At 38.8% G+C, this 23100-nt stretch carries 24 protein-coding genes and 2 tRNA genes; 12 read left to right on the top strand and 14 right to left on the bottom strand.

All coding sequences use genetic code 11. From position 1 onward, the window contains the following. Positions 1-21: 21 nt before the first annotated feature. From IAG46_RS06465 to rpsT, 3 genes are all read left to right on the top strand, one after another. Positions 22-93 (top strand) — tRNA-Glu (locus IAG46_RS06465). Positions 94-164: 71 nt separating this feature from the next. Then, positions 165-236: transfer RNA gene (locus IAG46_RS06460), tRNA-Glu, on the top strand. Positions 237-322: 86 nt separating this feature from the next. Next, positions 323-574: a 30S ribosomal protein S20 gene (gene rpsT, locus IAG46_RS06455; protein ID WP_190809482.1), complete on the top strand. Its 252-nt coding sequence runs from the start codon at positions 323-325 to the stop codon at positions 572-574. 70 nt (positions 575-644) lie between these two features. On the opposite strand, the gene IAG46_RS06450 is transcribed toward rpsT, so the two are convergent. From IAG46_RS06450 to rho, 4 genes are all read right to left on the bottom strand, one after another. Then, on the bottom strand, positions 645-2648 hold the full coding sequence (locus IAG46_RS06450; RefSeq protein WP_190809481.1) for an LruC domain-containing protein: 2004 nt from the start codon (positions 2646-2648) through the stop codon (positions 645-647). A gap of 288 nt (positions 2649-2936) precedes the next feature. After that, on the bottom strand, positions 2937-3626 hold the full coding sequence (locus IAG46_RS06445) for a hypothetical protein (protein WP_190809480.1): 690 nt from the start codon (positions 3624-3626) through the stop codon (positions 2937-2939). 7 nt (positions 3627-3633) lie between these two features. Beyond that, complete coding sequence (locus IAG46_RS06440) at positions 3634-4296, bottom strand: hypothetical protein (RefSeq protein ID WP_190809479.1); 663 nt, start codon at positions 4294-4296, stop codon at positions 3634-3636. 139 nt (positions 4297-4435) lie between these two features. Continuing rightward, positions 4436-6010 (bottom strand): transcription termination factor Rho, encoded by a 1575-nt coding sequence (gene rho / locus IAG46_RS06435; protein ID WP_190809478.1) that lies wholly within the window; start codon positions 6008-6010, stop codon positions 4436-4438. Between the two features lie 190 nt (positions 6011-6200). Between rho and IAG46_RS06430 the strand changes: the two genes are divergently transcribed. Next, positions 6201-6611: a DUF4293 domain-containing protein gene (locus IAG46_RS06430; RefSeq protein ID WP_190809477.1), complete on the top strand. Its 411-nt coding sequence runs from the start codon at positions 6201-6203 to the stop codon at positions 6609-6611. 73 nt (positions 6612-6684) lie between these two features. Here the strand turns inward: IAG46_RS06430 and IAG46_RS06425 are convergent, their stop codons facing one another. The 3 genes from IAG46_RS06425 to IAG46_RS06415 all read right to left on the bottom strand — a co-directional run bounded on the left by IAG46_RS06425 (position 6685) and on the right by IAG46_RS06415 (position 9063). Then, positions 6685-7464, bottom strand: coding sequence for a DUF6503 family protein (locus IAG46_RS06425; RefSeq protein WP_190809476.1), 780 nt, complete (start codon positions 7462-7464; stop codon positions 6685-6687). A 144-nt stretch (positions 7465-7608) separates the two neighbouring features. Beyond that, on the bottom strand, positions 7609-8568 hold the full coding sequence (locus tag IAG46_RS06420; protein WP_190809475.1) for an MBL fold metallo-hydrolase: 960 nt from the start codon (positions 8566-8568) through the stop codon (positions 7609-7611). Next, entirely contained in the window at positions 8569-9063 is a 495-nt protein-coding gene (locus IAG46_RS06415; RefSeq protein ID WP_190809474.1) for a metallophosphoesterase, read from the bottom strand. Between the two features lie 88 nt (positions 9064-9151). Here IAG46_RS06415 and truA point away from each other — a divergent pair, with 88 nt between their 5' ends. Then, positions 9152-9901, top strand: coding sequence for a tRNA pseudouridine(38-40) synthase TruA (gene truA, locus IAG46_RS06410; RefSeq protein ID WP_190809473.1), 750 nt, complete (start codon positions 9152-9154; stop codon positions 9899-9901). After that, complete coding sequence (locus IAG46_RS06405) at positions 9891-11663, top strand: ABC transporter ATP-binding protein (RefSeq protein WP_190809472.1); 1773 nt, start codon at positions 9891-9893, stop codon at positions 11661-11663. Before truA ends, IAG46_RS06405 begins: the two co-directional genes overlap by 11 nt. Positions 11664-11680: 17 nt before the next feature. Here the strand turns inward: IAG46_RS06405 and IAG46_RS06400 are convergent, their stop codons facing one another. The 5 genes from IAG46_RS06400 to folP form a co-directional block, all read right to left on the bottom strand. Continuing rightward, positions 11681-12133, bottom strand: coding sequence for a nuclear transport factor 2 family protein (locus IAG46_RS06400; RefSeq protein ID WP_190809471.1), 453 nt, complete (start codon positions 12131-12133; stop codon positions 11681-11683). A 24-nt stretch (positions 12134-12157) separates the two neighbouring features. Then, positions 12158-12589, bottom strand: coding sequence for a DoxX family protein (locus IAG46_RS06395; protein ID WP_190809470.1), 432 nt, complete (start codon positions 12587-12589; stop codon positions 12158-12160). 172 nt (positions 12590-12761) lie between these two features. Then, complete coding sequence (locus tag IAG46_RS06390) at positions 12762-13526, bottom strand: DUF3667 domain-containing protein (protein WP_190809469.1); 765 nt, start codon at positions 13524-13526, stop codon at positions 12762-12764. A 2-nt stretch (positions 13527-13528) separates the two neighbouring features. After that, positions 13529-14314, bottom strand: a complete 786-nt coding sequence (cdaA, locus tag IAG46_RS06385; protein ID WP_190809468.1) for a diadenylate cyclase CdaA — start codon at positions 14312-14314, stop codon at positions 13529-13531. Between the two features lie 44 nt (positions 14315-14358). Then, on the bottom strand, positions 14359-15192 hold the full coding sequence (gene folP / locus IAG46_RS06380; protein WP_190809467.1) for a dihydropteroate synthase: 834 nt from the start codon (positions 15190-15192) through the stop codon (positions 14359-14361). 95 nt (positions 15193-15287) lie between these two features. Between folP and IAG46_RS06375 the strand changes: the two genes are divergently transcribed. The 6 genes from IAG46_RS06375 (at position 15288) to IAG46_RS06350 (ending at position 19558) form a co-directional block, all read left to right on the top strand. Next, complete coding sequence (locus IAG46_RS06375) at positions 15288-15827, top strand: DUF1599 domain-containing protein (RefSeq protein ID WP_190809466.1); 540 nt, start codon at positions 15288-15290, stop codon at positions 15825-15827. After that, complete coding sequence (locus IAG46_RS06370; RefSeq protein WP_190809465.1) at positions 15827-16921, top strand: BT_3928 family protein; 1095 nt, start codon at positions 15827-15829, stop codon at positions 16919-16921. The genes IAG46_RS06375 and IAG46_RS06370 overlap by 1 nt, the downstream gene beginning before the upstream one ends. Positions 16922-16947: 26 nt before the next feature. Next, positions 16948-17697, top strand: a complete 750-nt coding sequence (gene tpiA, locus IAG46_RS06365) for a triose-phosphate isomerase (protein ID WP_190809464.1) — start codon at positions 16948-16950, stop codon at positions 17695-17697. 3 nt (positions 17698-17700) lie between these two features. Next, positions 17701-18537, top strand: coding sequence for a 50S ribosomal protein L11 methyltransferase (prmA, locus tag IAG46_RS06360; RefSeq protein ID WP_190809774.1), 837 nt, complete (start codon positions 17701-17703; stop codon positions 18535-18537). A gap of 20 nt (positions 18538-18557) precedes the next feature. Continuing rightward, complete coding sequence (locus IAG46_RS06355; RefSeq protein WP_190809463.1) at positions 18558-18833, top strand: ATP-dependent Clp protease adaptor ClpS; 276 nt, start codon at positions 18558-18560, stop codon at positions 18831-18833. Positions 18834-18934: 101 nt separating this feature from the next. Then, the gene (locus tag IAG46_RS06350; protein ID WP_190809462.1) at positions 18935-19558 is read left to right on the top strand and encodes a hypothetical protein; all 624 of its coding nucleotides are present in this window, start codon (positions 18935-18937) and stop codon (positions 19556-19558) included. A 19-nt stretch (positions 19559-19577) separates the two neighbouring features. Here IAG46_RS06350 and IAG46_RS06345 read toward each other — a convergent pair whose 3' ends face one another. Together IAG46_RS06345 and IAG46_RS06340 are read right to left on the bottom strand one after the other, a co-directional pair. Continuing rightward, positions 19578-21944 (bottom strand): glycoside hydrolase N-terminal domain-containing protein, encoded by a 2367-nt coding sequence (locus IAG46_RS06345; RefSeq protein WP_190809461.1) that lies wholly within the window; start codon positions 21942-21944, stop codon positions 19578-19580. A gap of 6 nt (positions 21945-21950) precedes the next feature. Next, positions 21951-22946 (bottom strand): alkaline phosphatase, encoded by a 996-nt coding sequence (locus IAG46_RS06340; RefSeq protein ID WP_223826595.1) that lies wholly within the window; start codon positions 22944-22946, stop codon positions 21951-21953. Positions 22947-23100 lie beyond the last annotated feature (154 nt).

Genomic DNA, 23100 nt, shown 5'->3' with positions numbered 1-23100 from the left:
TCCGCAATTATGCAACCTTATGGCCCGTTCGTCTAGGGGTTAGGACGCCAGGTTTTCATCCTGGTAACAGGGGTTCGATTCCCCTACGGGCTACAAAGTACCAGGTTAGAGGTACAAAGTTAAAAATGGATTTTACTTTGTACGTTTAACTTTAAGCTTGAAATGGCCCGTTCGTCTAGGGGTTAGGACGCCAGGTTTTCATCCTGGTAACAGGGGTTCGATTCCCCTACGGGCTACAAAAGAAGAATTGTAAATTATAATTGAAAAGTGAAAAATGGGAGTTCCAGTTTTCCGTTTTCATTATCCATTTTAAATAAATATAATGGCAAACCATAAGTCAGCATTAAAGAGAATCAGAAGAAACGAAGCGGTACGTCTACGTAACAGATACCAGCACAAAACCGTTCGTAATGCAATCAAAAAATTGCGTAACGAAGAGGATAAGAAAGCTGCAGAAGCATTGTTGCCAACCGTTGTTGGAATGATCGATAAGCTTGCCAAGCGAAATATTATCCATAACAATAAAGCCGCCAACTTAAAAAGCAAGTTGATGAGCGGAGTTGCTGGAATGTAAGCACCTACCTTTAATAAAATTAAAAACGCCCCAATTTGGGGCGTTTTTTGTTTTCGTATAGGGCTAAGTTCTAGTCCTTAAGTTCAGATTCGTTTCTATAACCTGTAGAATCTTTGTACCAATCCTGATATGAGTTTCCACCGGAAGTGGCCCACTGATTGAAAAAATTGTATGCTTGATTAATGGGTGTGCTTTCTTTAGGAGGCTTAAAATTATGGACAATATTAATGGCCCACGGTAAGCCGGAATCTGTTTGATAATTTCCATCTATATCTTGGTTCACACCTTCCACTGATGTATCGTTCACTCCTAAGGTTGTTCTAAACCTGTTGGGCAAGTGAATTTCCCTAGTTCTGTCTTTGGCAACAATCAAAAATGGATTAAATGGTGCAATTCCTAGCTGTGCAGTTGTAATCGGTGTTGTAAATTTAATGGAGACAGTTGTTGGTACGTTAAGCATGGTTTCATTATTATCGAACAATATGACCACAGCTCTATTTTGTCCCTGTTCCAATCCATTAGCCGCGACGTTTATGTAGCCTTCGGTCAAAACCGTACCGGTTACAGACTCGACCAAACTAGGCGATATACTTTCAAGCTCGATGCCAAAAGCATTGATCAATGCAGCTCCGTCCGAGGTTACTTCAAAATGGATATCCAATTGTACGGCCATATTATCTGCATTTAAAATGGCCACAAATCTGTAGTTCACCGTAGTGTCGTTAAAATCATAGTCTCCTAAAAAAGGCCAAAGGTCTTCAAACGCTACTGTACCCCATCCATATTTACTTGGCGTAAATTGTTCAAAAGCCTTATCCGCTTCTTCAGGGAAAGCATCATTGCTGTCGGTGATTCCGTCCCCATCGGTATCTGGGTCAACGGTAACTTCGTCAAAAACCCTGAAAGTAGTAAGGTCATTTATTGTTCTGTTAAACGAAACCCCAGAGGTGGAGTTGGGACCATAACGATATTCCCATCCTCCTGTTTGGGTATCCATAACAATTAGGTTGCTACTTCCTCCATTGTTGGCCAACCATAATTCTTGGTTGGAATCAAAAGTCATGGAAGTGGGCTCAAAAGGTAGATCTTCTCCACTTATTCGTGTGGCATCGTAATCCCCGTTAGCATTTAAATCTAGACGATATAACCCGGAGAATGAGCATAGAAAAATAGTGCCGTCCTCAGCAAAGGCCAAATCACCGCCATTCTTTTTATGTAGCCCGATAATGTCCCAATTGGATAGAATATTTGCATTTTGAGGGTCAATTGTATAGAGTCTTGAGCCTGTTGAAAAGTATAATAGGCCATCATTTGCATTGTAATCCAATCGCGGACCTCCAATATTCAAGTTCCCAACTGTTGTCCAGCTGTCATTTACCATATCATATTTCATCAAGGGATTGGGTTTAGACCTTCCAATGGAATATAAAACTTTGTTTTCTTGATCTATTGCAGCAGTCCAACTACCCATGGGCATATCACTTATAAATGTATAGCCACCTGTAAGTGGGTCAATTTGGAACATTTCACCAGATCCGTTAACGCAATACAAATAATCTTCTACCATCGGTTTGGCCGATGAGGCTCCTTTTCCACTTTGGGAGGAATGATTATAGGTTACAACCGTACCAGTAATGTTTACCACAGCGGATGTATACGTAAAACCTTCTTTTCGTCTTATATAGAGCTTTTCAAAATATTCCGGAACCACGAACGTATGCTCAATCTTACCACCGGAGGGCATCCCGCTAAGAATTAAGTGGTTCAAATTGTCTACCGAAATTTCAACTCCGGTTTCTTCTTCATTCTCTTCATTTAAATAGGATATTTGCTCGCCAGTAAGCACTTGGTCATTGTATGCATAGACATCGTACTTAACGCCCGAGGTATTATCATTAATGATAAGTTGCACCTCTTTTTCGGTTTTGAATTCAAATCCAGATGGAATTTTCAATTCTGTGATTTCCAATTCATCAATGGGAACTTCTGGGTCTGGTGTTCCACCATCAGTATCTGGGTCGGGAATTGGGCCATCAAGACTGTCTTTAACACACGCAGTGTGTAATAAAAGCATAAGAATACAAATGATAGATAAAAGGATTTGGGACTTTTTCATCGCTTAAAAATTTATTGGACTTACATCCAATTTTGGGTTAAAATTATGCGTAATTGAATAGCTTGTTATTTCAATTTAGATGGATTTCTATTAAACGTCGGTGAATGGTAATTATTCATCGATGAAATAATTTATAGCCTTTTTACGCAATAAATGAACGAAAAAACCTACAAAATTATATGTTTAATCGATGAATGGACCTATGAAGTTGTAAAAGAAAGGAAAAGTGTGGTGAAGACCGTTTAATTATCTAAAGGCCCTTCTTTTGCCCAACAAGAAACCTGATATAAAGCATAGATACATGATTACAATAAGTATTTTCAATAAATCATGCAAACGGTACTCATAATAGAAAATGGGTAGGTCATAAGCCGCGATGAAAATAAATGGGAAAAATATATGGAAAATAAAAAGTCCGATACTTACCCAAAACAACAGATTATGTTTTAATAAATAATAACTGCTCTCTTTTCTTTTTTCAATAAAATACAAACCAATGGCATACAATAACACAATTGAAGCCACTAGATCCGCATAATAGAGACCTTTATGAAATGGGTTTTGAAAAAGTAGGCTTACCAAGTAGCCAGCAAGTGCAATTATGGCGGCATACTTTATCCGAACTTTGTGTTTTTTGTTTTTTAAGACATTAAAGTAGATGTAATAGAAAAAACAAAAAGTTACAACGGAATACAGGTTGTATATAATTACGTTATGCCAAGCGTATCTGTAATCTGAAAAGAATTGGAATTCGTCCGTATGTTTAATAAAATAACCCAAGAGCTCCGTTAAAAACGTATAGATGATAAACACGGGGAAGTATTTCAACACCGTATCATAATACCTCTTATATCCGGCCACGGCAACGATCCATGTAAACAGATACAAGGGAATATAGTAATTATCCTTTATGAAATTTAGGAACTCTTGGGTCATAATCTATTTAATAATCTGCATCTGGAGGAGGTCCGGCACTTCCACGGTTCAGTGTTAAACTTTGGCCAGCATATGGTGCCGAAGGGGATGAAAAAGTTGGAACAAAACTCGCATAAGCTTTTTGCTCACCTTTCTTAGTACTTCCCAAGCCTTTTTGTCCGACCGCATCCTTGATTAATTTGGCTTTTCCATCCTCTCCGATATAAAAACCATAATTATGGCCATCAACATCTATTGTTGGAACAATAAAAATGGAATTCTGTCTAGGGTGAACCACTTTTTTGCCATCAGGAAATTTCTCTTTATCTGGGTAATTGCCAAAATAAAATCGAAGTGAAGAAATATCTACATGAGCATCTTTGGCTTCTTGTTCTATAAAGTCTATATATTGTTTGATGGTACTATAGTCGTAAGACGCAAACCTTGCAGGACGGAATTTTTCATCCGGATTTTGCTCCATCTCAAACTGTTGGATAAGATCGACCCGTTTTCTGGAGTAATTGTCATATAAGGACTTGGATTCTTCCAATGAAATAATTTGTTCAGGCGGTTTTACCCGTTCCTTGGGCTCTTCTTTTGGCTCATCGGTTTTTTGGACTTGCTTGCAAGCTCCCAAGATTAGCATTAAGGAGCCGAACAGCATAGCAAATGCGGTTTTGGTGTTTTTCATATTAAAGTGTTTTAGTTTATGGGTTGAGGAAACCGTATTAAAGATATGTTTTTTCTGTAAAACCTATTAAGAAAAAAACCCTTTGAGCATGCTCAAAGGGTTTTAAATTTGTGATATTTTAAATATCGAAGTGTTACGACTAATTATTCATGGTCAGCAGAAACTCTTCGTTGTTTTTGGTCTGTTTAATACGTTGTTCCATAAACTCCATGGCTTCAACGGGATTCATATCCGCCAAATATTTTCTCATGATCCACATACGCTGTATCGTGGTTTCATCCAAAAGTAGATCATCTCTTCGTGTAGATGAAGAGATTAAATCAATGGCAGGGAAAATTCTACGGTTAGAAATTCTTCTATCCAATTGAAGTTCCATATTACCAGTTCCTTTGAATTCTTCAAAAATAACCTCGTCCATTTTGGAACCTGTTTCGGTCAATGCAGTCGCTATGATAGAAAGCGATCCACCATTTTCAATATTTCTGGCAGCTCCAAAGAATCTTTTCGGCTTGTGAAGAGCGTTTGCATCCACACCACCACTCAAAACTTTACCAGATGCAGGCTGTACAGTATTGTACGCACGGGCCAAACGTGTAATGGAATCCAAAAGGATAACAACGTCATGGCCACATTCTACCAATCTTTTGGCTTTTTCGAGTACAATGTTCGCTACACGAACATGTTCTGTAGCTTCCTTGTCAAATGTAGAGGCAACTACTTCCCCGCGAACATTACGTTGCATATCGGTAACCTCCTCGGGGCGTTCGTCAATCAAAAGAATGATTTGATATACCTCGGGATGGTTGGCGGCTATTGCATTTGCAATGTCCTTCAATAACATAGTCTTACCAGTCTTTGGCTGGGAAACGATCATGCCCCGTTGCCCTTTACCAATGGGTGAGAACAGGTCCATAATACGTGTTGACAGGGTACTTTGTCTTTCTGCAAGGTTAAATTTCTCCTGTGGAAACAATGGCGTTAAGTGCTCAAAGGAAACCCTATCGCGCACCACTTGCGGATCCAATCCATTTATCTTACTAACTTTAATAAGGGGAAAATACTTTTCTCCTTCCTTGGGAGGTCTCACATTTCCAAGTACAGTATCTCCTGTCTTTAGTCCAAACAATCTAATTTGGGATTGTGATACATAAATATCGTCTGGCGATGAAAGGTAATTGTAGTCGGAAGAACGCAGGAATCCATATCCGTCCTGCATGATATCAAGAACCCCTTCACTTTCGATTATACTATCGAATTCAAACTCAGGTTCCTTATACCTATTTTTTAAATCTTTGTCAAAATTGCTGCTTTTCTTCTCATGTCCACGGCTATGGTGCTGGCCGCCCTTCTTGCTATGTTGGGTTTTTTGATGGCCATTTTGCTTGTGGGGCTCTTTTCTTGGAGGCATCTCCTTAGTAGTTTCCTTCTTTTCTTCGGAAACTTTTTCGGGTGCATTTTCTTTTGGGGCAGAAGTACTATCTTTTTGTTCCTTCTTGGGGCGTGGAGTTCTTGCTCGCTTGGGCTTTGGCTCTCCGTTTTCTTTTGGTAGGGCTGAACTCTCTTGAACAACCTTTGGGTTGGATGCCTGTACATCCAGGATTTGATAGACCAAATCAAGCTTTTTTAAGGTCTTAAATTTGGGAACATTTAGGTTCTTTGCAATTTCCTGCAATTCAGGTAGCTTTTTAGCTTTTAGATCTGAAATCTCAAACATTAAATGATGAATAAATTAAACTTATCGAATGTAATTTGAAGTAAAAAGTTATTTGGGGTACTACGGTAGGAAAGATTTCCTTGGGCGAGTGCTTCGTTAATAACGACACAATTATACGAATTATTTTTCAACAAATAGGGGCAATTATCAAAAAGACACCTATTTTTGCCTTCCGAAGTCGATTTAAACAATGATTCAACGAATTCAGACATTATTTTTAGTGATTGTGGCTCTTGCCTCTGGGATATTGCCATTTGTTTTGAATTTGTGGATCGATGGAGAAGGAGCAGCCGTTTTCGCAGAAAGCTCGCTATGGATAAGCATTGTTTTTTATGCATCTGCGGCATTGGCACTCATTTCGATTTTTATGTTCAAAAACAGACAAAATCAATTTGTTATAAACAGATTGAATATGATATTAAATCTTTTTTTACTAGGATTTTTCGTTTACCGATCGCTAAACTTATCCGGAGAAAACACCATTTCTGAGAAGGGTATTGGGATGCTGATTCCTGTATTTTCTATCGTTTTTCTGGTTCTGGCCAACAGAGCCATCAAAAAGGATGAGGATCTTGTAAAATCTGTTGATCGCTTACGATAAACCTAACATCTTAGTAGTATTAGTGCGAAAAACCCCGGCAATGCCGGGGTTTTTAATTTTATGTGCACCTAATTTATTGCTGAATGTTTTCGACGGTGAAACCGTTTCCAAACTTTATATCGGTCAATGTTTGAACAAGATTGGGTTCCTCTGGGTACCCTTGTTCGCTGGGCATAAAATAGAATCGTTTGGTCGATATCAACTGCCCGTCAATATTTTCATATTCATAGTTGGCGGCGATAACAGGTTCATTAACGCCCAAAAATGGTATTGAGAAGAAGAATCTATCGATCAATTTGGTTTCCGGATTTACCAATACAATATAACTATCGTTTTGTTCCTTGCCGGTAACTTCAGCATCGTAGCTTACATCAATTTTGTCATAGGTTTTTCCATTGTACTCTTCTTGCCCTAAATATTTGACTTTTGTGCCCTTGTCGTTCAACTTATAATGCATGGTGAACCAATAATAATTGGTTCTTCTAAGGAAATCACTTACCGCAGACAATGCTGGATTTTGGCTTTCTTCTCCATTGACCAAAACTGCGATTTCGTCGCCATTAAAATATTGAATGACCTTATCATCATTGTCCTGCATGAAATTGATCTGATGTTGACTGTAATTACCGTACGAAACTTCAGAGCCAAAGATGTACCGTTCCAATGAAACATCAGCTTTTCCCGTAGATGGTGATCGGTAATCATACGTATATTCAACATCGCCCTTTTTCCAAAGACCATTCCAGCCTCCATGGGCATGCTCTACGGCGGCTAAGATTGTTTCAGGGTGATTAGTATCGTAAATGGGCTCTTCGACTACTGTTTCGATAACAGTATTACTAACTTTTTCCACTTTCTTATCTTTTTGTCCGCACGATGTCAACAATAAGATACTTGTAATTGCGAGTAGTTTAAAATGTGGTGTTTTCATTTGTTTTTGGATTGTTTGATTGCTTAGACGATTGTCTAAGGTAATTCTTACGAATGGGTCTATATCCTATAGTTCAAACATTTGTAGAAATTTCGAAACGTTGAAACCCTGTATTTGAACCAATCGGGATTCGGTACTTTTTGGATTTAAAAGTGGGTTGGTATGATTAAAATGAATGAAATGCACCTTCGCTTTCTCCTCATTGGAAAGTTCATCAAAAAGTTTCATGCTTTCAATCACAAAAGGGTGGGGTATTTCCGAAATATCCCTATTGTTGATTTCTTTTTCATCAAAAAAGGAAGCATCCAAAAATGCAAAATCCACTTTCTTGATTTCTTCCACAATATTCTTTTCCCATTTATGCCATTTATCAATATCCGGAATAAAGAGTACGGATTTGGTTGGACCTATGATTTTGTATCCAACGGTTTCCGAATATTCATCTCTATGAGGAACTATAACGGGAACAACCGAGATATTAGAAGTCAGCTCTATGGATGTTTCATACTGTATCTCTGTAATGGCAATGTTATTTAATTTCACCAATTGGTCCCAAGGGCCATTAGTTTCCAAAAAAGATTTCATTTTGGGCATTGCGTACACGGGAACCTGGTTTGCACCCTTGGCTTCGCGCCCCAAATACATGAGCCCAGTATAATGTCCTATATGGGCATGGGTTAAAAAAATACCATCAGGAATGTCATTATTTCTGCCAGAAAAATCTTTTAACAACCGCAATTGCGAAGGCATATCTGGTGTAGCTTCGAAAAGATAAGATTTCTCATTTTCATGATCGACCATTCCTAAAGCAACTACCTTACGACTTGGGTCTGGATTATTAAATAAGGCTGAACAACATTCTTTGTGACAATCTACATGGGGACTTCCAGCATCCTGAACCGTACCTAAAACATATAGTGTTACTTGGTTTTGGACCTTTTCGGATGTTACATATGCTTTTTTCTGCTTCTGCTGGTTATTGCATGCGATCAATAGCAAAGTGATGGCTAAAAAAGAATATCTCATTTAATTTTTTCCTAATTCAACTATTTCCAAATCTGAAATTTTTTCTCCATCAATGACAAAACGGAGCATTGTCCGTACATGATGAAATCCATGTTTACCGCAGGCACCGGGATTCATATGTAACAACTTCAGTTTTTGGTCATTCATAACCTTCAATATGTGGGAGTGTCCACAAACAAACAATTTAGGCGGATTTTTTTTGATGGCATCCCGAACCTTGACATTATATTTAGTGGGATATCCTCCAATATGGGTGATCCAAACATCGACCCCTTCGCAAAAAAAACGGTTATGCTCCGGAAACTCCATTTGAATTACATGATCATCAATATTGCCGAAAACCCCGCGAAGTGGCTTCAGTGCTTTCAATTTATCGGTCACCCCGATATTTCCAATATCCCCGGCATGCCATATTTCATCAGCCTGCGCTGCATACTTTAAAATGGCTTCGTCCATATGTCCATGGGTGTCCGAAAGCAACAAGATTTTGGTCATAACGCTAAAAATATGCTAAAAAATTATAGTAAAATTTCTATTGGATGGGATTAAAGTATCTTTAACAACTTAAAAGTAAGGGATCCAATTGAGATATTTTATCCAATTTTCTTATTTCGGAAAGGCCTATCATGGCTGGCAAAACCAACCCAATGCAATAACTGTCCAAGAGGTTTTGGAGAAAGCATTATCCACCCTTTTAAGGAAAAAGATGGAGCTTGTTGGTGCTGGCAGGACGGATTCTGGAGTGCATGCCAGGGAAATGTTTGCACATTTCGATGTTGATGGTATTGAAGACTCCGAAGAACTCACCTATAGACTAAATGCATTTTTGCCAGAGGATATTGCAGTGAAAAAAATCAGCACTGTTGTTTTAGAGGCACATGCTCGGTTCGACGCTATAGAGCGAACCTATGAGTATTGGGTTGTTCAGGAAAAGAATCCGTTTTATGCAGATTTTGCCCATTTGGTAAAACTCCCTTTGAATGTTGATGCAATGAACGAATCTGCCCAATATCTGTTGGAATATGACGATTTTGAGTGCTTTTCCAAATCAAATACGGATGTAAAAACATTCCTGTGTGATGTTAGAAAGGCTTTCTGGGAGATAAAAGGAGATAAATTGGTGTTCACCATCTCCGCAGATCGCTTCTTGCGCAATATGGTGCGGGCCATTGTAGGAACTTTGTTGGATGTTGGACTTGGTAAAATGAAACCCGAAGAAATCAACCTCATTTTACAAAGTAAGGATAGGGGAAAAGCAGGTGTTTCTGTCCCTGCAAAAGGATTATATTTGACAAAGGTCACTTACCCAAAAAAGATATTTAATGAGCAATAATGACGAAATAGGAAAAGCGTTTGACTTTGGGTTGTTCAAACGCATATTCGCGCATACCAAACCCTATCGGGTTACTTTTTGGGTGGTAGCGGTAGTTGCGATTTTATCTGCCGGCTTCGCTGTTTTGACTCCTGTTCTTGTAAGGAATATCATAAATGATGCACTTGCCAATAAAGACATCGAATTATTGGTGATTACGGTATTGGCCATGTTAGGTGTTCTTTTTGGACAGGTAATTTGTCAGCTTTCATTTAATTATTATGCGAACCTGTTAGGGGAATCTGTGATTAAAGATATCCGGGTGCGACTTTTTCAAAAAATGATGGGTTTTAAAATGACCTATTTTGATAACTCATCCATTGGTGTTTTGGTCACAAGGGCAGTCGCCGATATGCAACGTATCGGTGAAATATTCAGCCAGGGATTTTTTGTGATTGTAGCCGACATGTTAAAAATGCTTTCAGGAGCAGCGGTAATGCTCTACATTAATTGGAAACTGGCCTTGATCGTATTTGCTATTTTACCTGTTATTCTTGTTGCCACAAGAGTGTTCCAGCAAGCGATGAAAGTTGCTTTTATTGAGGTTCGTGCCCAGGTATCAAATTTAAATTCATTTGTACAGGAACGTATCGCGGGAATGAAAATCGTTCAACTCTTCAATCGAGAGGAAATTGAAAAAGAAAAATTCCGAAAGATCAATGAAAAGCATCAAAATGCCTGGTTAAAAACGGTTTGGTACAACTCCATCTTTTTCCCGATAGCCGAAATCTCATATTCCATTGGGATAGGTCTGGTTGTATACTTTGGAGTTATCCAAAATATTGAAAACGTAGGCCTGAATGATACAGGTTCTATTTTTGCCTTTTTCTTTTTAATGGATCTATTGTTCCGTCCACTTCGCCAGATTGCTGATAAGTTCAACACCCTTCAAATGGGAATGGTTGCGGCAAACCGAGTGTTCAAAATTTTGGATACAGATAGTCAAATAGCAGATAACGGAACTTTAGAAAAGGATGATGTAAAAGGAAATATTCGATTTACAGACGTTAGGTTTGCGTATGTGGAGAATGAAGAGGTGCTTCATGGTATCTCGTTCCATGTAAAAGCTGGAGAAACTGTTGCCATTGTTGGTGCTACCGGAGCAGGAAAATCTACGATCATAAACTTGTTGAACCGTTTTTATGAGATTAAATCCGGGGATATTCTGATAGATTCACACAACATTCAAGATTACTCGTTGCGGTCATTGCGTTCCCATATTGCGATTGTATTACAGGATGTGTTTTTGTTTGCTGACTCTATTGCCAATAATATATCACTTCGTGATGACAACGTTACCTTGTCTGAAATTGAGGCTGCTGCCAAACAGATTGGAGTGCATGAATTTATATCGAGTTTGCCCGGAGGTTACCAATATAATGTGAAAGAACGAGGAAGTATGCTTTCCAGCGGTCAACGCCAATTGATAGCTTTTTTACGGGCCTATGTGAGCAATCCAAGTATATTGATTTTGGATGAGGCCACTTCTTCTGTAGATACTTATTCCGAACAACTCATTCAGCGGGCTACGGATAAGATTACCGAGGGAAGAACTTCTATCATAATAGCTCACCGACTGGCTACCATTAAAAAGGCAGATAAGATAATTGTGATGGATGCTGGTCAGATTGTTGAAATGGGCACCCACAAAGAATTGCTTAAAAAAGGCGGATATTATAATGATCTTTACGAAGCCCAGTTTTTAGCTGAGGAAGTAGCGTAAATTTTCTCTAAGTTGAGTCATTGGTTGCTCGAATCATTAAACTGCCAAAGTACATTTACAATTTGCCATTTCCCATTTAGTTTAATGATGTGCATATAATCTATCCATTCATCGGCAATTAATTTTACGGAGGCTGACTTATCGTAAACATCAAGTATTACCACTTCCTTTTTAGGATTCTGCGGAAATTTGTCACCACCTTTATTATAAGTTTCTGCCAACAAGATCATGGCATCGGTAAAGGTTTCCCTTAAATATTCCTTTTGGGTATTCTTGTCGGTCCAGAAAGTTCTTTTCACCATTCTTGGATGGGCCGCACGTTCAAATTGTTTTGGCTGCACATTGTGTTGAGACTCTATATAGTCCAAAGCGACTTGTTTGATCTCAATGGAGTCCTTTTTGGTTTGTGCGTTCACACTAAATACCATTAATAGTAATGGACAAGCAAGCAAGGTTACAGAGTGTTTCATTTTACATTAACATTTTGATGTAGGCTAATCTTGTGATTTAAAAATCAGCAAATCCAATTCACAGTATTTCTCTTTCATTAAACTTAGCGCAAAAGCTCCTGCAGAAGCTGTAAAAACGGAAAAGTCCAAAGCTCCCTTAATTCCGGTTGAAAAAGTCATTGAAAGTGCGAATAAGAGCAATAACAAGCCGCTTAATTTTGCAAACAATTCCGTTTTCAATCCGATTATCAAGCAAATACCAAAAATAACTTCAGCTACGGTAACTAAATTGGCGATTGCCGGAATCATTGCGTTGGGAAACCATGGATTTATCAATTGTGTATGTTGCAGAAAACTGCCCCAATTTCCCCAAAAAGAGACGTCTTTGCCCCACATTCCCAGTCTATCTGCAACGGCGGAAAGAAATGCGGTAGAAATGGCTAGTCTAAGAAATAACTTTATAGTTCTTGGATACATAAGCGTTTTGGTTGTTTGGCCAAATGTATGATAAGGCAACAACAAATACATGTTAATTAAGATTTCCTTTGGATTGAAAGGAAGATTGGAATCTTGTTTTTTATTTAGATGATTAAACCCTCATTTCCATGTTGGTAATCGGGGTCAACTTAATTTTATTCAGGGAATCCGATTATTTTGGTGCGAAATCCTCCAATGAAGCTTGTCCGGTCATTAAGGTTATGAGCACTGCGACAATACCTATCCCTATCATCAGAACCAGCAAAAAGAACAAATAAACAAAAGCTCGCCATAGCGTGCCCCACAGTTTGGTCTGGTGCATTCTTCCCAAAACAATAAACTGGTAGGTCACCACCAAAAGCAAAAACAAAAAATTAAAAATGTCGAATTTAATTGGGAAAAGGCCTAAGACAAATATGTACAGCGCAACTTGTACATAAGATGTTTGTGCAATGATGTAAGCGTTGGCAACAAGGTGTTCGGTGTAATTAAATCTTTTTTTTCCTCTGAACAACATCCAAGAAAGCAAGGCATACAAAGGCATGATAATATAAGACATCAACCCTTGGTAATCGAACATAAAACTCATGTCTTGAGCATCCGCATCAGAGAAACTACTCTGAGTTAGATTTAGATGATAGACATTTTTAAGCACAAAAAACATAATACCAGACAGGGTCACTGCAATAGCGAAAAAGCCAATGGGGTTCATGTATTTTTTTCGGGTACCAGAAATGAATTCCAAAATAACTGTATCTGGTTTGGAAAATAGATGGCGAAAAGTTTTTAAAAGGGTATTGTCCAAATTGAACACCTGAACACTTAAATCTTGAAAGACATTTTTTAGTGTTAACCGGTTATGGATAACCTTTGCGCCACAGGAAGAACAATAGCTAAAATCTGAACTTAGATTTGCTTCGCAGTTTTTGCATTCCATGATTATTCCAAATCCTTTTTTAAGAAATTCGTTAACTCGCTTAAACCTTTGAACGGAACAAACTCCGCATTCTTAATGTACGAGATAGACCCGGTTTCTTCACTGACCACCAAACAAATGGCATCCGTCTTTTCGGTAATGCCCACCGCAGCACGGTGACGCAGTCCAAAACGTAAAGGAATGTTTCTGTCATTGGAAACAGGCAAAATTACCCGTGTTGCCGTAATATAATTATCTTGAATAATAGCCGCGCCATCGTGCAATGGGCTATTCTTAAAAAATATACTTTCCAAAATGGGTTGGGTAATTTCAATGTTCATGGTGTCTCCAGTGGATTTTATAAAATCCAAGGAATTGGTTCGTTCCATGACTATCAGGGCACCAGTTTTTGTACTTCCCATTTTTTCGCAAGCTGCAACAACTGCCTCAACATTGGTATCACTTGGCATAGCTTCCTGCCGCAAAAATTTAAAATGACGGATAAAACTCCGTTTAGAGGCAAAATTTGTGGAACCGATCATCAACAAAAATTTTCGGATTTCTTGTTGGAACACAATGATCAATGCTATCAAACCAATATTCATAAAACCACCTACCATACTACTGATCATTTGCATTTGCAATAGTTCGGTCAATTTCCAAAGTGCCCAAACAATTACAATCCCAATAAAAATATTGATGGCGACTGTACCTTTGACCAGTTTGTAAATGTAGTAGAGTAGAGCGGCCACAAGCACAATGTCAATGACATCTGTGATTTTAAATTCAAGAAAATTAAGAAAATCCAACCGCGGTGTTTTTGTAAAATTAACAAAAATAGCCTAACCAAAAATTAGAGTGCATTGGCTTTCAATGCTTCTATGAGCATTACGCACTCCTTTGCTTCTTTAACGTCGTGAACCCTTAAAATATTGGCACCTTTTAACAGGGCAACAGTATGGAGAGCCGTTGAACCGTTCAAAGCATCACTAGGAGTTGATTTTAGCACTTTATAGATCATGGATTTTCGACTTAAACCTATTAAGAGGGGTACTTCAAAAGTTTTAAAAAGGTCTAGTTGGTTCAGTAATGTGTAATTCTGCTCCGTGGTCTTAGCAAAACCAAAACCTGGATCTATGATCAGATCGTTGATTTTGTGTTCAGTTGCCTTGCTCATCTTTTCTGAGAAATAATGGCGAAGGTCTTTTATCAAATCGTCATAAACGGCCTTTTTTTGCATGGATTGAGGAGTACCTTTTAAGTGCATCATAATGTACGGAACCTGATACTTGGCAACGGTGGCAAACATATTTGTATCCAAGTTTCCTGCAGAAATATCATTGATCAATGCCGCTCCACGCTGTAAACTCTCTGAAGCCACTTTGCTTCGAAACGTATCAATTGAAATGAAAGTTTCTGGAAAATTCTTAAGAATCAACTCTATTATGGGAAGCATTCGCTGTAATTCCTCATCCTCTGGAACATGTTCGGCACCAGGTCTTGAACTGTAGGCTCCCATATCAACAAAAGTAGCACCTTCGCCAAGCATTCTTTCCACCTGTTTTAGAATTGGGGCATCGTCTTTGAATTTCCCTCCATCATAAAAAGAATCTGGGGTGAGGTTTAAAATACCCATTACTTTGGGCTTGCGTAGATCAATTAAGGTCCCTTTACAGTTTATAGTCATAAAAAATATGCGCTTTGATGGGTTTGATTATCTTTGGCACGGTGTTTTAGGGCACCATAAGTTTGGACGAAATTTACGCAAATTAGCCAGAATACATGCAGCACACCTCCCAACAATATGATGCAGTGATCAACACCTGTAGGGAACTGTTTCTAAAGAAAGCCAAAGACTACGGCACCGCTTGGCGCATACTACGACTTCCATCATTGACCGATCAGATTTTTATTAAGGCCCAACGCATCCGAAGTTTGCAGGAAAATGAGGTACGTAAAGTTGATGAAGGTGAACGTTCCGAGTTTATTGGAATTATCAATTATTCCATTATGGCATTGATTCAATTGAAAAAAGGCGTGGTGGAACAACCTGATCTTTCTGCCGACGAAGCCATAGCATTGTACGACAAGCAAATTGCCATTACCAAAGAGCTTATGGAGAACAAAAACCATGACTATGGAGAAGCATGGCGCGATATGCGAGTGAGCTCGTTGACCGATTTGATTCTTCAAAAATTATTGAGGGTAAAACAGATAGAGGACAATCAAGGAGCAACTTTGGTGAGCGAGGGCATAGACGCCAATTATCAAGATATGGTGAATTATGCGGTTTTTGCTTTGATTCATTTAAACGAAGAGTGATGAAATATTTAGTATGGATTTCTAGAATTTTTGTCGGAGTCTTATTTATAATTAGCGGACTTATTAAACTGAACGACCCTGTTGGGTTTTCGTTTAAGCTGGAAGAATATTTTAGTCAAGGTGTACTGGATTTACCATTTTTGATGCCCTTGGCCTTGGCCATTTCCATTATTGTGGTCATTGTTGAGGTGATTTTGGGAGTATTACTGTTAATAGGATTCAAGCCAAAATTTACTGTTTGGAGTCTCTTGTTAATGATAATCTTTTTTACTTTCCTGACATTTTATTCAGCTTATTTTAATAAAGTAACCGATTGTGGTTGTTTTGGTGATGCTGTGAAGTTGACTCCCTGGGAATCCTTTACCAAAGATGTGATCTTATTGGTGCTGATTCTGATTTTATTCTACGGTCAAAAACATATTACATCCTTGTTCAATGCTAAAACCAATTGGATTATAACAGGAGTGTCGCTTGTGGCTTGTATTTTATTTGCAAACCAAGTACTCAATCACTTACCCTCCGTAGATTTTAGACCTTATAAGATAGGAGCCAACATACAAGAAGGTATGACCATTCCTGATAATGCTCCTAAATCTATTAGTGAATACGCTTGGAAATTTGATGTGAACGGAGAAGAAAAAATTGTAGTGACCCATGGCGAATACCCTTCAATTGAGGGTGAGTTTATTGGAGTGGAGACTACAGAAATCCAAAAAGCCTATGAACCCCCAATTCATGATTTTACCATCGAAAGAAATGGGGAAGACATGGCATCCTCCATTTTGGAAGAAGACAAATTGGTTATGGTTATTGCTTATGATTTGGCCAAGAGTCATTACGATGCCTTTTCGGAGGTTGCAGTTATAACCTCAAAAGCCAAAGAAAAAGGATATTCCGTGATTGGAATGTCTGCTTCCAGCGACGTCATGGCCAACCAGATTAAGAAAGATTATGGGCTGGACTTCGACTTCTACTTTACAGATGAAACCACGCTAAAGACCATTGTGCGGTCCAACCCGGCTGTTTTGGTTTTGGAGCGAGGCACCATTCAACAGAAAGTCCATTTCAACGACCTTGACCAATTAAAGTTTTAAACATAAATAACTAAGAAACCAATATCATGAGAACCCAAATAGTAGCAGGTAACTGGAAAATGAACAAAAATCTTGAAGAAACAGAAGCATTGTTAACCGAGCTTTCTGCCAAACTTCCTGATACCCATGCTGAAGTCATTGTGGCACCAACCTTCGTAAACTTGGCCCAAGCACAAAGAAGTTTACAATCGTCAACCATAAAAGTGGCTGCCCAAAACATGCACTTTGCTGAAAATGGAGCCTACACAGGTGAAATTTCTGCGGACATGCTATTGAATATCCATGTGGACACCGTAATTCTTGGACACTCGGAACGCCGTTCAATTTTCGGAGAAGCAGATGACCTGTTGGCCCAAAAAGTGAAAACAGCCTTGGAAAAGGACATGACAATTATTTTCTGCTTTGGAGAAGAATTGGAAGAACGAAAATCTGGAAATCACTTTGCAGTGGTAGAAAGTCAATTAAAAAATGCCCTGTTTGATCTGGACGCAAGCGCATGGAAGAATATTGTACTGGCATACGAACCTGTATGGGCAATAGGAACAGGCGAAACTGCAAGCCCAGAACAAGCACAAGAAATGCACGCTTTTATCAGAAAAACAATTGCTGAGGCCTACAACAACTCCATTGCAGACAATGTTTCCATTTTGTATGGCGGAAGTGTAAAACCGGCAAACGCATCCGATATTTTTTCAAAACCCGATGTGGATGGTGGTCTTATTGGTGGAGCCTCGTTAAAGGCCGATGACTTTATTGCCATAATCAAAGCCATTTAACAGCTGTTCAGTGTGACCTATATTGAATATAACTTCAAAATCGACCCATTACAACCTGCAGCCGATATTTTGATTGCTGAGCTAGCAGAGGCTGGTTTTGAAAGTTTTGTTGAAAATGACTCAGGCTTGCTGGCCTATGTCCTTAAATCTGAATGTGAGGATGCCATTTTAAATAACATTTATATCCTAAAAAATCCAGAGGTCAAAATTTCTTGGACAATTAAAGAGATTGAACAGCAGAATTGGAATGCCCAATGGGAAAATAGCTTTCATCCCATAACTGTTGCCGATAAATGCATTGTCAGAGCTCCTTTTCATGAAAAAATAAAAGTAGAATATGACATTGTAATAGAACCCAAAATGAGCTTTGGAACAGGTCACCACGAAACCACCCATATGATGCTGCAACATATTTTGGATACTGATTTCAGCAATAAAGCTGTGTTGGATATGGGATGTGGTACTGGTGTTTTGGCCATTCTGGCCGAAATGAAGGGAGCTACCACATTGGACGCTATTGATATTAACGAATGGTGTTTTATAAATTCCAAGGAGAACGTTGAACGAAACCGTTGTAACAAAATAAAGGTTTATCAAGGTGATAGCCATTTGTTGACGGATAAGAAATACGATATTATTCTGGCCAACATTAACAGAAATATTTTGTTGGATGATATGCCCACCTATTCCAAATGTTTAAATAAGGGTGGAGCAATCTTTTTAAGTGGCTTCTATTCCCAAGATTTGGATATAATATCTTCAAAATGTGAGGAATACGGCTTAAGATTTGTAAAAAAGTTGGAAAATAACAACTGGATTTCAGCAAAATATGTAAATTAGAATTGATTAATTCAACAATCATGGGCACTCAAGAGAAAGTATCGGAAGAGTTACTTTTAGAAGAAAAGGTTGTAAAGCAGAATGAAATTGTTCTTTTCAACGACGACGTAAACACATTTGATCATGTTATTGAAACATTGATCAAAGTATGCGAGCATACTCCAGAACAGGCAGAACAATGCTCTTTGATTGTGCATCACAATGGTAAGTGTACCGTAAAGACAGGGGAGTACACGGACCTTAAACCCAGATGCTCCAAACTTTTGGAAGCGGGGCTCAGCGCTGAGATTATATAACCCATTAATTCTTGATGTGCAGTTAAGAAAGCACACCTCATTTTGAATTAACTTTGTCCGAAAGTACCACTAAACCAAACTTTTAACTTTCTTGCCGGGAAATGGGCGATTTTTTTAAAGCTGAAATAAAAGACCGTTTTTTGAAATACGCTTTGGAACGAAGTGACTATTTTGAGATTAAAACCCTGTATGAGGAGTTTCTAAGTCCGAATTACAGCCTCGATTTTGTTGGAAAACTGATAAGGGAAATTCAAGAATTCGACCCTACCTTGTTAGATATTATGGGAGGTAACGGGGTCGAGATCTTTATGATAGCCTCAACCCCCAAAACTGAACAATTCCTAAAGGCCGGAGGCTTTAAGGATATGCATATAAAAGAGGAGGAAAAATGGGATGCTTTTTTAGGTCAGTTGGCTCCTCACCCCCAAATGTCCAAGGAGGAAACCCAGCTGCTTAAAAGAACTTCCCCAAAACATAAAAAAGAGAAGACGCTTTTAATAATTTTGATTTCCGCCATTGGCATAAGCTTCGTTTTTACGCTATTAAGTTTGATTTACAACGGTTTGCTAAAACCTGAATATGTGCCTGCGGATGAATTCGAGAGAAAATTGGAACAAGTACGTTCACAATACATTCAGGAGAATAAAAGACTCGCAGCAGAACTTGAAGAAACGCGAATAATCATTGATTCTTTAAAAAGAAAAACGCTCACCGATTTAGAATGATTGTGGGCAATATGTTTTGCTATTGGAAGGTCCGAATTACCTCTAATTTATCATTAAGCAGTATCGATTTTCCTTTTTCCAAATCAAAGTCTTTTATAATACCATCATTTCGAACTTTTAATTTGTTGCCTAGTTTTGAATGAATAGTAGACGTTTTCATTTTCCCATCTTGCCATTCAATATCCACCTCAAAACCACCTCTTGCCATAAGTCCTGAAACCTCTCCATTGGGTAAAATTTTGGGAAGGGCTGGCAATAGATTTATCTCACCTGCATGGGATTGCACCAAAATTTCGGCCAGCGCCGCAGTGGCACCAAAATTTCCATCAATTTGAAAGGGAGGGTGGTCATCGAACAAGTTGGGATATGTTTTGTGCGCCCATAGATCAACCAAATTTTCCCAGACCTGGTCTCCATTCAATAAGCGGGCATAGAAATTCATGATCCAACCTTTACTCCAACCGGTATGTCCGCCTCCTTCCCTTAAACGGGCTTGTATCACTTTTTTGGCCGCTTCCATATATTGGGGACTATCGTTCCAGTTAAACTCATTAGAAGGGTGTAGTCCATAGAGATGCGAAATATGCCTGTGGCCCGGCCAAACTTCTTTTAAACTTTCATCTGACCATTCCAAAATTCTACCATCTTTACCAATTTTGGAGGGTGTTAAATTAGTAAGCTGTTGCTCGAGTTTTTTTCGGAATTTTTTATCAACCCCAAGTACCTTCGAAGCGGATATGGTCCCGTTGAAAAGATGCCGTACAATTTGAAGGTCCATTGCAGGCCCCATGACCAAGGCGGCATCACCCCCGTCCGGGGTTATGAATTTGTTCTCGGGAGACATGGAAGGGCCTGTGACCAGCATTCCTGTTTTGGGGTCTTTAATCAAAAAATTGGACAAAAATTCAGCAGCCTCTTTCATTACTGGATACCCTAAATTCTGTAAAAATTCTTTGTCCTCAGTGAACAGGTAATGTTCCCAAAAATGGGTAGAACTCCAAGCAGCACCCATGGGCCAAGCTCCATATTCTGTTTTTCCAATTGGTGAAGTAAACCTCCAAGCATCAGTGGTATGATGGGCTACAAATCCATTTATTCCATAGATATTTTTGGCGGTTTTTCGCCCATTTTCCCGTAAACCGGCAATAAATTCCAGAAATGGTAGGTGAAGCTCGGAGAGGTTGGTGGTCTCTGAGGGCCAGTAATTCATCTGGATATTAATGTTGATATGATAATCAGAATTCCAAGGCGGTGTGAGTCCATCTGCCCAAATACCTTGCAGGTTTGCTGGTAAACCTCCCGGTTTGGAACTGCTAATGAGCAAATATCTGCCAAACTGAAAATACAATGCTGCCAATGATGGGTCGTTTACCCCTCTTTTTTGGGCATTAACCCTTTCATCAGTGGCAAAGCCTGCAGCCGCGGAAGGAGGGATTTCCAATTTTACTCGATTAAAATATCCTTGATATTCAGCTATATGGTTGGCTAAAATTTTGTTATAACTGAGAACGTTTAATTTTTTTTGATAGCTATCGCATAGCACTTCAGGATTATTTTTTCGAAAATCTGTACCTGCCACTAAACGCAGTTCGAGTTCGTCTGCATTTTTGACAATGAATTGATTATCGATGACTTTTGTTGAACCCGATTTTGTAATCACTTGCAGTCTTGCTTCATATTTAACCCCTTTTCCATTGCTCAATTGTTGGGTCATAATCAGCATGTTGTCTTGAACTGTAATTTTTTCTCCATCTCCAGGCCTAGCCAATCTGATGGTACAATTAATTTTTCCCAGTTCACTGGCGGTAGCCTTCAATATGAGGGCTTTATCCACAGCGGAGGCAAATACCGTTCTGTTGTAGGCCACACCTTTGCTATTGAATCTTGTGGTGCTTGTTGCATTGTTAAGATCTAGATCTCTGTAGTATTCGGTAACATCTTCAATTCCATCAAAAGTGAGTGTAATGTCTCCCAGCGTTTGATAGGTGTTGGTGTTGGAGGGTAATCTGGGAGAAAGTACTTGCTTACCATATAGTTTTTCGGCTTCTGAGTATCTACCTTCAAAAAGTAATTTTCTTATCTCCCCAATATATTTGTGAGCGTTTGGACGGTCTGTATAGGCTCCATCCTTGGACCAAATGGATTCTTCATTGATTTGTAGGCGTTCCTTCTGTATTCCGCCAAAAACCATTGCACCAATACTACCATTACCAACCGGTAAAGCTTCATTCCAATTGGATGCTGGGCGCTTGTACCATAGTTTAAGACTTTCGGATGTTTGAGCACTCATTTGGGGCGCTCCCATCACAATGACAATGAAATACAGCAGTGGTTTTAGGAAGTATGATGGCCAGCGATCTATTTTTGATAGAAATGAATATCTCATAGGAACTTATGGGTTAAGGATGTGCATGATTTTATGAAACACATTGTAATTTTCATAAATACCTGTAAACCTGTTACTGCCAGGACCGAAAGCAAATATGGGTATCATGGTTGCTGTATGGCCACCTGTTGAGAAAGTACCTGTAACATCGTTATAATTGTTTTTATTGGAAGAAAGAGCAAATCCACCCGTTTCATGATCAGCAGTAACCAATACTAAAGTATTGCCATCTTTTTCAGCATAATCTAGAATTACTCCAAGGGCTTGGTCAAAATCCAACATTTCCGTGATAATATAGTTGGCATCATTTTCATGACCTCCCCAATCAATTTGGGAGCCTTCTACCATCAAAAAAAACTTCTTTTCATCTTTTTGCAGATATTCCAGGGCCAGTTGGGTCGCATCGGTTAAAAAGTCTCCTTGATTTTCCATCATTTTAGGAAGGCCCTCATTGGCTACAAGGAATCCGAGTTTTTTAGTGCTTTTTGCCAGAGTTTTGTCCAAACTGTAGAAAACATCAAAGCCATTCAAACGTAAACTATCGCTATAATTTAAACCATCAGGTCGTTGTTCAAAAAAACGTTTCCCTCCTCCGGCAAAGAAATCGATATTAGATGCGTGCATGGAACTGGCAATGGCATCTTGTTCGGCTCGTAGTTTTACATGCGAGAAAAAGGATGCAGGTGTTGCATGTGTGATGGAACTTGTTGCCACTAAACCTGTATTCCAATTTTGATCAGGTAAAATCTCAACAATATTTTTAACGGATAATGAATCACTGTCCATTCCTATAGCACCATTGTAGGTTTTTACCCCACAGGCATAAGCCGTTGCGCCAGCTGCTGAGTCTGTGATTCGGTGACTGGAGGCGTTATTTTTTAACAATCCAATGTGTTTAAAACGCTCAAAATTGGAGTGTTCCAGGCTTCCAAGTTCATATAAGGACGATATCTGGGTCAGTCCCATACCATCACCAATAACCAAAATGATTTTATTGGGCATGTTTTCATTTTGGGCTATTATATTATGGAATCCTAGTAAAAGGAACAAAACAAGTAGTAGGTGTCGCAGTTTCACAATCATTTGGAAAATGAAGTAAACGTTTTTGCTACAGGAAAGTTTGAAGTATCTCATTTGCATATTTAGATTAATAAGA

Origin of the sequence: Flagellimonas sp. S3867, from assembly GCF_014698935.1 — a bacterium.
In the GTDB taxonomy this organism is placed as follows: domain Bacteria; phylum Bacteroidota; class Bacteroidia; order Flavobacteriales; family Flavobacteriaceae; genus Flagellimonas.
The sequence above is the reverse complement of the archived record's forward strand: the minus strand, read 5'-3'. Positions and strand labels throughout refer to the sequence as shown.

Bases quoted from the DNA above. Each gene is read 5' to 3' on its own strand.
- rpsT (WP_190809482.1), top strand. From the start codon at position 323: ATGGCAAACCATAAGTCAGCATTAAAGAGAATCAGAAGAAACGAAGCG.
- IAG46_RS06450 (WP_190809481.1), bottom strand. From the start codon at position 2,648: ATGCTTTTATTACACACTGCGTGTGTTAAAGACAGTCTTGATGGCCCA.
- IAG46_RS06445 (WP_190809480.1), bottom strand. From the start codon at position 3,626: ATGACCCAAGAGTTCCTAAATTTCATAAAGGATAATTACTATATTCCC.
- IAG46_RS06440 (WP_190809479.1), bottom strand. From the start codon at position 4,296: ATGAAAAACACCAAAACCGCATTTGCTATGCTGTTCGGCTCCTTAATG.
- rho (WP_190809478.1), bottom strand. From the start codon at position 6,010: ATGTTTGAGATTTCAGATCTAAAAGCTAAAAAGCTACCTGAATTGCAG.
- IAG46_RS06430 (WP_190809477.1), top strand. From the start codon at position 6,201: ATGATTCAACGAATTCAGACATTATTTTTAGTGATTGTGGCTCTTGCC.
- IAG46_RS06420 (WP_190809475.1), bottom strand. From the start codon at position 8,568: ATGAGATATTCTTTTTTAGCCATCACTTTGCTATTGATCGCATGCAAT.
- IAG46_RS06415 (WP_190809474.1), bottom strand. From the start codon at position 9,063: ATGACCAAAATCTTGTTGCTTTCGGACACCCATGGACATATGGACGAA.
- IAG46_RS06405 (WP_190809472.1), top strand. From the start codon at position 9,891: ATGAGCAATAATGACGAAATAGGAAAAGCGTTTGACTTTGGGTTGTTC.
- IAG46_RS06400 (WP_190809471.1), bottom strand. From the start codon at position 12,133: ATGAAACACTCTGTAACCTTGCTTGCTTGTCCATTACTATTAATGGTA.
- IAG46_RS06395 (WP_190809470.1), bottom strand. From the start codon at position 12,589: ATGTATCCAAGAACTATAAAGTTATTTCTTAGACTAGCCATTTCTACC.
- IAG46_RS06390 (WP_190809469.1), bottom strand. From the start codon at position 13,526: ATGGAATGCAAAAACTGCGAAGCAAATCTAAGTTCAGATTTTAGCTAT.
- folP (WP_190809467.1), bottom strand. From the start codon at position 15,192: ATGACTATAAACTGTAAAGGGACCTTAATTGATCTACGCAAGCCCAAA.
- IAG46_RS06375 (WP_190809466.1), top strand. From the start codon at position 15,288: ATGCAGCACACCTCCCAACAATATGATGCAGTGATCAACACCTGTAGG.
- IAG46_RS06370 (WP_190809465.1), top strand. From the start codon at position 15,827: ATGAAATATTTAGTATGGATTTCTAGAATTTTTGTCGGAGTCTTATTT.
- tpiA (WP_190809464.1), top strand. From the start codon at position 16,948: ATGAGAACCCAAATAGTAGCAGGTAACTGGAAAATGAACAAAAATCTT.
- IAG46_RS06355 (WP_190809463.1), top strand. From the start codon at position 18,558: ATGGGCACTCAAGAGAAAGTATCGGAAGAGTTACTTTTAGAAGAAAAG.
- IAG46_RS06350 (WP_190809462.1), top strand. From the start codon at position 18,935: ATGGGCGATTTTTTTAAAGCTGAAATAAAAGACCGTTTTTTGAAATAC.
- IAG46_RS06345 (WP_190809461.1), bottom strand. From the start codon at position 21,944: ATGAGATATTCATTTCTATCAAAAATAGATCGCTGGCCATCATACTTC.
- IAG46_RS06340 (WP_223826595.1), bottom strand. From the start codon at position 22,946: ATGCCCAATAAAATCATTTTGGTTATTGGTGATGGTATGGGACTGACC.